The 5315-nt window shown below is 56.6% G+C and carries 4 protein-coding genes and 2 pseudogenes; 2 read left to right on the forward strand and 4 right to left on the reverse strand.

The window, feature by feature from the left end; genetic code table 11:
• Positions 1–67: 67 nt before the first annotated feature.
• From LJU32_18555 to LJU32_18565, 3 genes and pseudogenes are all read right to left on the reverse strand, one after another.
• Positions 68–487: an organic hydroperoxide resistance protein gene (locus tag LJU32_18555; GenBank protein ID WKV87650.1), complete on the reverse strand. Its 420-nt coding sequence runs from the start codon at positions 485–487 to the stop codon at positions 68–70.
• Positions 488–546: 59 nt separating this feature from the next.
• Positions 547–1061, reverse strand: a pseudogene (locus tag LJU32_18560) (DoxX family protein).
• A 377-nt stretch (positions 1062–1438) separates the two neighbouring features.
• A complete protein-coding gene (locus LJU32_18565; GenBank protein ID WKV87651.1) occupies positions 1439–2500 on the reverse strand; it encodes an SDR family oxidoreductase in 1062 nt (353 codons plus the stop codon).
• Between the two features lie 103 nt (positions 2501–2603).
• On the opposite strand from LJU32_18565, the pseudogene LJU32_18570 reads away from it, so the two are divergent.
• Positions 2604–3235 (forward strand): annotated as a pseudogene (locus LJU32_18570) (thymidylate kinase).
• A 108-nt stretch (positions 3236–3343) separates the two neighbouring features.
• Positions 3344–3733 (forward strand): low affinity iron permease family protein, encoded by a 390-nt coding sequence (locus tag LJU32_18575; protein ID WKV87652.1) that lies wholly within the window; start codon positions 3344–3346, stop codon positions 3731–3733.
• A 245-nt stretch (positions 3734–3978) separates the two neighbouring features.
• Here LJU32_18575 and LJU32_18580 read toward each other — a convergent pair whose 3' ends face one another.
• Positions 3979–4446 carry a metallophosphatase family protein gene (locus tag LJU32_18580; GenBank protein WKV87653.1) on the reverse strand — a complete coding sequence of 156 codons (468 nt, stop codon included), beginning with the start codon at positions 4444–4446 and terminating at the stop codon, positions 3979–3981.
• Positions 4447–5315 lie beyond the last annotated feature (869 nt).

A 5315-nucleotide genomic window follows, 5' to 3' on the forward strand; every position in this document is an offset into this window, starting at 1 on the left:
CCTCCGCGGTCACCTTTGGCAGCCGGGCGGGCGTGAATCGGGCGATTGAAACCCGCCACGGTTCTGCTCATACGAGGTTGATCACCACGTTGATGTTGTTCCGCGTCGCTTTGGAGTACGGGCATGTCTGGTGTGCGGTGTTGATCAGGTCTTGAGCAACGTTGCGATCCAGCCCGGGAAGGTAGACGTTAAGGCGAGCCTGCAGGAAATACGCACCATCGGTTGTGCCTAAATCCACTTCGGCGTCGACGGCAAGGTCAACCGGGAGGGTGACTTTCAGCTTGCTCGCCGCAAGCCCCATCGCGCCGATGAAACAGGCCGACCAACCTGCGGCAAACAACTGCTCTGGGTTGGTACCGGCGCCAGAGGTGCCAGGCGATGACAGCTTTATATCCAGTCGGCCATCGTCACTGAGAGCGGTGCCATTACGACCACCCGAGGAGGTATGGACTTTGCCGGTGTACAGCACTTTATCGATATGGGTCATGGTGAAACTCCTGATTACTAGTGGGGTTGAGAGCGATAGCCTTGGTGACGCGATAACACTCAGCGCGCATTCAAACGCTTGAGATACCGACCGATGAATGCATCCAGGCTCAGCTTGCCGGCGCCTGTGAATACCAGTGGCAGAAGTGCGACGAGATAGATCAACGGCAGCTTGAAATTGCCGTAGCCTTTGTTGCTGATGGAGTACCCCATAGCCAGTTCGCTCAACGTCGACCACTCTGCTGGCCAGTGAACCGCGGCAGTTGCCACGACGGTGACCACGATGAGGATCAGTGCCGAGAGGCGTGTTCCCAGGCCTACAAGCAAAGCAATGGAACAGAGCAGTTCTGCCCACATGGATAACTGCCAATTGAACGTAGCCGGCAGCTGATTGAAGGGAAAAGGAAAGGCACCTTGAATGCTGGGGAACCAGTTCTCACCGTTCCACTTTTCCCATCCCGCTTCAAAAACTCCCAGGCCAGAAAAACGCGCAGGCTCAAAGGGGCGATCCAGTCCCCAGCGCGATCGAGATTAAGTTGCAGCCGATTCAAGACCGATGACGCGTTTGTTTGCATGGGTTTAATCCTCCGACTCGTCGTCAACAAAGTGGAAGCCGTTCAGGTGCTCCCAATGACAGCTGTCAGGCACAGGAGCACTGCGCTGGCCGTGAGCGCAGTTCATCGTGCTGGTGTATCTCGCTTGTGTCTGAGGGGGCGGGAAGATCAATGTTGTGTAACGTGTTTGCGTCCGTACACACTTGGATACAGAGCGATACCTGTCGAAGGCGCTATTTTGGAGTTGGGATATACGATCGGCTGCGTTCTGCCGGTGAATGGCGGGATGATTTCGCAGGGTAAACGAACGTCGCAGATGAGGGGAGGGGCGAGGGCGTGGAAAGTACCGTTGAATAAGGTGGGCACGCCAGGTGCCCACCTTATCTGTCTGGAAACGCCTAAGGTATCAAGCGCATCTCCCGCAGCCTGTCGAACACGTCAAAAAATGCCTGATCGCTCGCTTGGTAGGCAGTGAAGCCCATCAGGCGGCTTTTCGACATGTCCGTGACCACTTCGATTGGGCGGCCAAGGTCGGCATCGGTATGCCATGGGGAAATCAGACGTCCAATGTCGGACTCTTTCAAACCGTGCTCGGCGACTATTTGCGCCCAAACGGCTTGATCGTCCGCCATCTGCTTCTCTAGAGGCGAAGGTGACGCAGGATAATCAGCAGCAGGCAGGTCGAAGTATTCGGCAATTCGGCTCCACATCCATTTCCAGCGGAATACATCGCCATTGGTGATATTGAATGCCTGATTCGCCGCAGCCGGCGTGGTGGCTGCCCACAGTTGCTGTTTCGCCAACTGCCGCGCATCGGTCATGTCGGTCAGGCTGTCCCATTGCACTTTTGATCCTGGAAACACGAAAGGGCGATTGGTGTGTTTGCAAATCGAGGCATAGACGGCGAGGGTGGTTGCCATGTTCATCGCGTTGCCCACGGCCACCCCAGTGACGGTATGCGGACGATGAACGCTCCACGTGAAGCCATCCTTTTCAGCCGCGGCGAAGAGCTCGTCTTCCTGAGCGTAATAGAAGTTCTCGACATCCAGACGACCCTGTTCTTCGCGAAACGGTGTCTGCGGCAGGCTGCCTTTTCCATAGGCTTCGAAAGGGCCGAGGTAGTGTTTCAGGCCGGTAACCAGTGCTACGTGTTTGACGCTTTTGGCTGGGCGAATGGCGGCGAGGACGTTACGCACCATGGCCGCATTGACGCGAATGTTCTCGGCTTCCGTGGCTTGCCGCGACCATGTGGTAATGAACACATGCGTGGGTTTCACATCCCTCAGCGCCTGTTCCAGAGAAGCCGGATCCTGAAGGTCTGCCGCGACGGGGATCACGCCTTGCGCTTGCGACGGATGCCTCGACAGCGCGGCGACTTGCCACTGGTTGTCGATGAGTAACTGGGTGATGGCGCTGCCGACAATGCCGCTGGCGCCCACGACTAGAGCTGTCTGGGTCATAGGTTTCTCCTGGATTTGAGTTTGGGAGTCCGTCCGAGCAACAGAGGTTCAACCTGAAAATCCGTTAGAGTGCTCGCTACTCCCCGTTAAAGCCTGTGAGAAAATGACTCGTCCGCTGTTTGTCGCTCTGGATGGACCCAAAGGCGTCGGCAAAACCTCGCTGTTGGAGGCCATCACTGAAGTCCTGAGGGCGGACAAGCAAAAAGTCATCCGACTGTGCGAGAAAAAAGCGACCCGTTCAGGGGCGAGACAATGCATCTGGTGAATCGACTCGTCCGACATCCCGACCGGGATCTGGAAATGGAAGTTTGCCAACGCCTGGCTGATAGCCGCCGCTGGATTTCTCAACACGTGCTCACCAAACAACCCGCCGACAGCATCATCCTGATCGATCGCTGGTACCCGTCCGATGCGGCGTTTCGCCGGATAGTCCCGTTCGCTGAAATCCTGCAGTTGAACATTGACCGCAACGTCCAGGTGCCCGACCTGCATGTCGGGGTGATCACAGCGGCGCAGATTTCATGGGCGAGGGCAGGGGCACGCCGGCGCGGCTTGAGCAGTACGGTGCTTCGCGGTCTTGAGGAGCATGTCGCTTGTACTGAGGCGTTTGAGGTGGCCGCTGCCGATCAGGGTTGGTTTTTGTGTCGGAATGAGGGAACGATCGAGGAGGCGACGAGGCGGGTGGTGGGGGAGATTGATCGGGTGATGAGCCGCCGATCTAGCCTCTCGATCTGACGCCTGAGCACACTTGCCAATCTGCACCACCGACGAGCGGCGCAAATATGACAAAGTATTTCACCACTGAGCGAGGTCAAGAGATTAGGTTTATTCAGAGGTTCCAAGATGAGATTTGCACGTTTTTGCCAGGCGCTCTCCAACTGGGCAGGTAGCCCGAAGACCTTTTTGACAGCGATCGTTTTGATCATTGCCTGGGCCGGAACAGGGCCGTACTTCCACTATAACGACACCTGGCAACTCATCATCAACACGTCCACCACGATCATTACGTTCCTGATGGTGTTCCTCATTCAAAACACCCAGAACCGCGACAACGACATTCTGCATTTGAAGATCGATGAGCTCATACGCGCCACCCAGGAAGCCCAGAATGCCACGCTGGGTCTGGAGAAAATGGAGGCGCGCGAGCTGAGAAAATTGCGGGATCGGTATCGTGCGTTGGGTGAATCGAGTGAGATTGATGTAGAGCCGATCCATGATGATGGGGCTCGTTAGGACTCGACTGCAGGTCTTTTTTCTGCCGCTATCCCCCAGGTGCGTGATTACATCGATTTGACTCGCCACCGCATCCTCAACATGGGCACCTTTGTCGCGCGGCCCAGTGTTAATTGGACGAGACTTGACTACCGGTCAGCTTGCCCCTGACCGCTTCGAAACTCGGCTGGCGCCAAGCGCTTGAACACCGCCTCCACAAAACGCTGCAGCATTCCCTGTTCTGGATCGCGGTAACCGTAGCGATTTCAGGCGGGGGCATCCAGCAGGTCAATCAGGCGCGGCTCGATGCTGTCGGGTTGTATGTCGAGAATTGCCAGCGTGACCGGCAATCTGAAACGCCGAGGGCCGGCGCTACCAGGGTTCACGTATAGACGATCGCCGCGCCATTCGATGCACGGTTTGTGAGAGTGGCCGGTGATGATGAGCTTTATGTCTGGATCCAGCTCGGCAGGGACGTCGGCGATGTCGTGGACAAGAAGGGTGTGCCAGCCGTTGAGAGTGCAGGTCAGACGGTCGGGGAGGTCTCTGGCCCATGGGCTGCTGAGATCATTGTTGCCGCGCACGGCGTGGACGGGAGCAATTTTGGACAATTGGGCGAGGATGTCCGGGTTGCCGATGTCGCCGGCGTGGATGATCAGGTCACAGCCTTGGAGCGCGCCAATGGCTTCAGCGCGGAGGAGATTGTGAGTGTCGGATATCAGAGCGGTTTTCAAGGGCAAATGCTCCGTAGATGTTTCGAGTGGGAGTGGCTGTTTTCGACCCAAAGCTGCCTTTTGCCAAGCAGTGATTCAGGGGTTTTAGTTCGTCATTATGGCTAGATCGAGAATAACGTCCTGGCGTTCAGCGGTGAGATCCAAGCCTGCCTTCACAGCCGAGTGACTGTCAGTTATGCGTAGTTAGCGCTTGTTAGCGCCCGGCTACCGAAGTATGTCGCGTGGTGACTTTTTCGCTGGCCACTCAAGACTCTGCGTCGATTTTCGATGCTCGTAGCCTGCAGGAAACGGCAGTACGATGTACGAACATTTTTGACATCCCTGTCTCTTTGCCATCGTCACAATCATGTGGGAAAAGGCTGATTTTTATTTCGCAGAATTTCTACATTTTGTTTGCCTCACCAGCAAAAAACGTGGTTATTATCTGCCGGCGCTTCGGGTCACAAACCCGGCGCCAGAAGATTGTCGTGTGTCCACAGACCCGGCAGTCGCAGCCGATCGGGACCACCCTGGCGCTGTCATCCCCGCGCAGGTTGTTCCTCGTCGTTGACCCTCAAAATGGAAGGCGAGGTTTCAATTGGTCACGCGGTTTGCAATCGTCGATGTATTGAATGGGGCGACGTCTGTCGCTAATGATTCGACCCACTTTCCAGTTGCCTGCGCCGACCGCGCGGCGGCGTTCTTCTCCAGCCTGTCTCCCCCGAATCTCTGCGTGTGCCCGCGTTCAACGTGAGTCTGCACGCGCGCGCCGTCCCATCCTCCTGAATTCGAATGAGCGTGCCGGCATCTGATGCCGGGGCCTGACCGGCGGGGCATGTTCTGTCCCGGCCTGATCACAACAATAAAGTAGTCATGGACGGTACTCTCCG

Source organism: Pseudomonas sp. B21_DOA, assembly GCA_030544685.1.
Classification (GTDB): Bacteria; Pseudomonadota; Gammaproteobacteria; order Pseudomonadales; family Pseudomonadaceae; genus Aquipseudomonas; species Aquipseudomonas fluorescens_AO.

Excerpts from the sequence above, each read along its gene's own strand:
- LJU32_18555 (WKV87650.1), bottom strand. The coding sequence starts at position 487 with ATGACCCATATCGATAAAGTGCTGTACACCGGCAAAGTCCATACCTCC.
- LJU32_18565 (WKV87651.1), bottom strand. The coding sequence starts at position 2,500 with ATGACCCAGACAGCTCTAGTCGTGGGCGCCAGCGGCATTGTCGGCAGC.
- LJU32_18575 (WKV87652.1), top strand. The coding sequence starts at position 3,344 with ATGAGATTTGCACGTTTTTGCCAGGCGCTCTCCAACTGGGCAGGTAGC.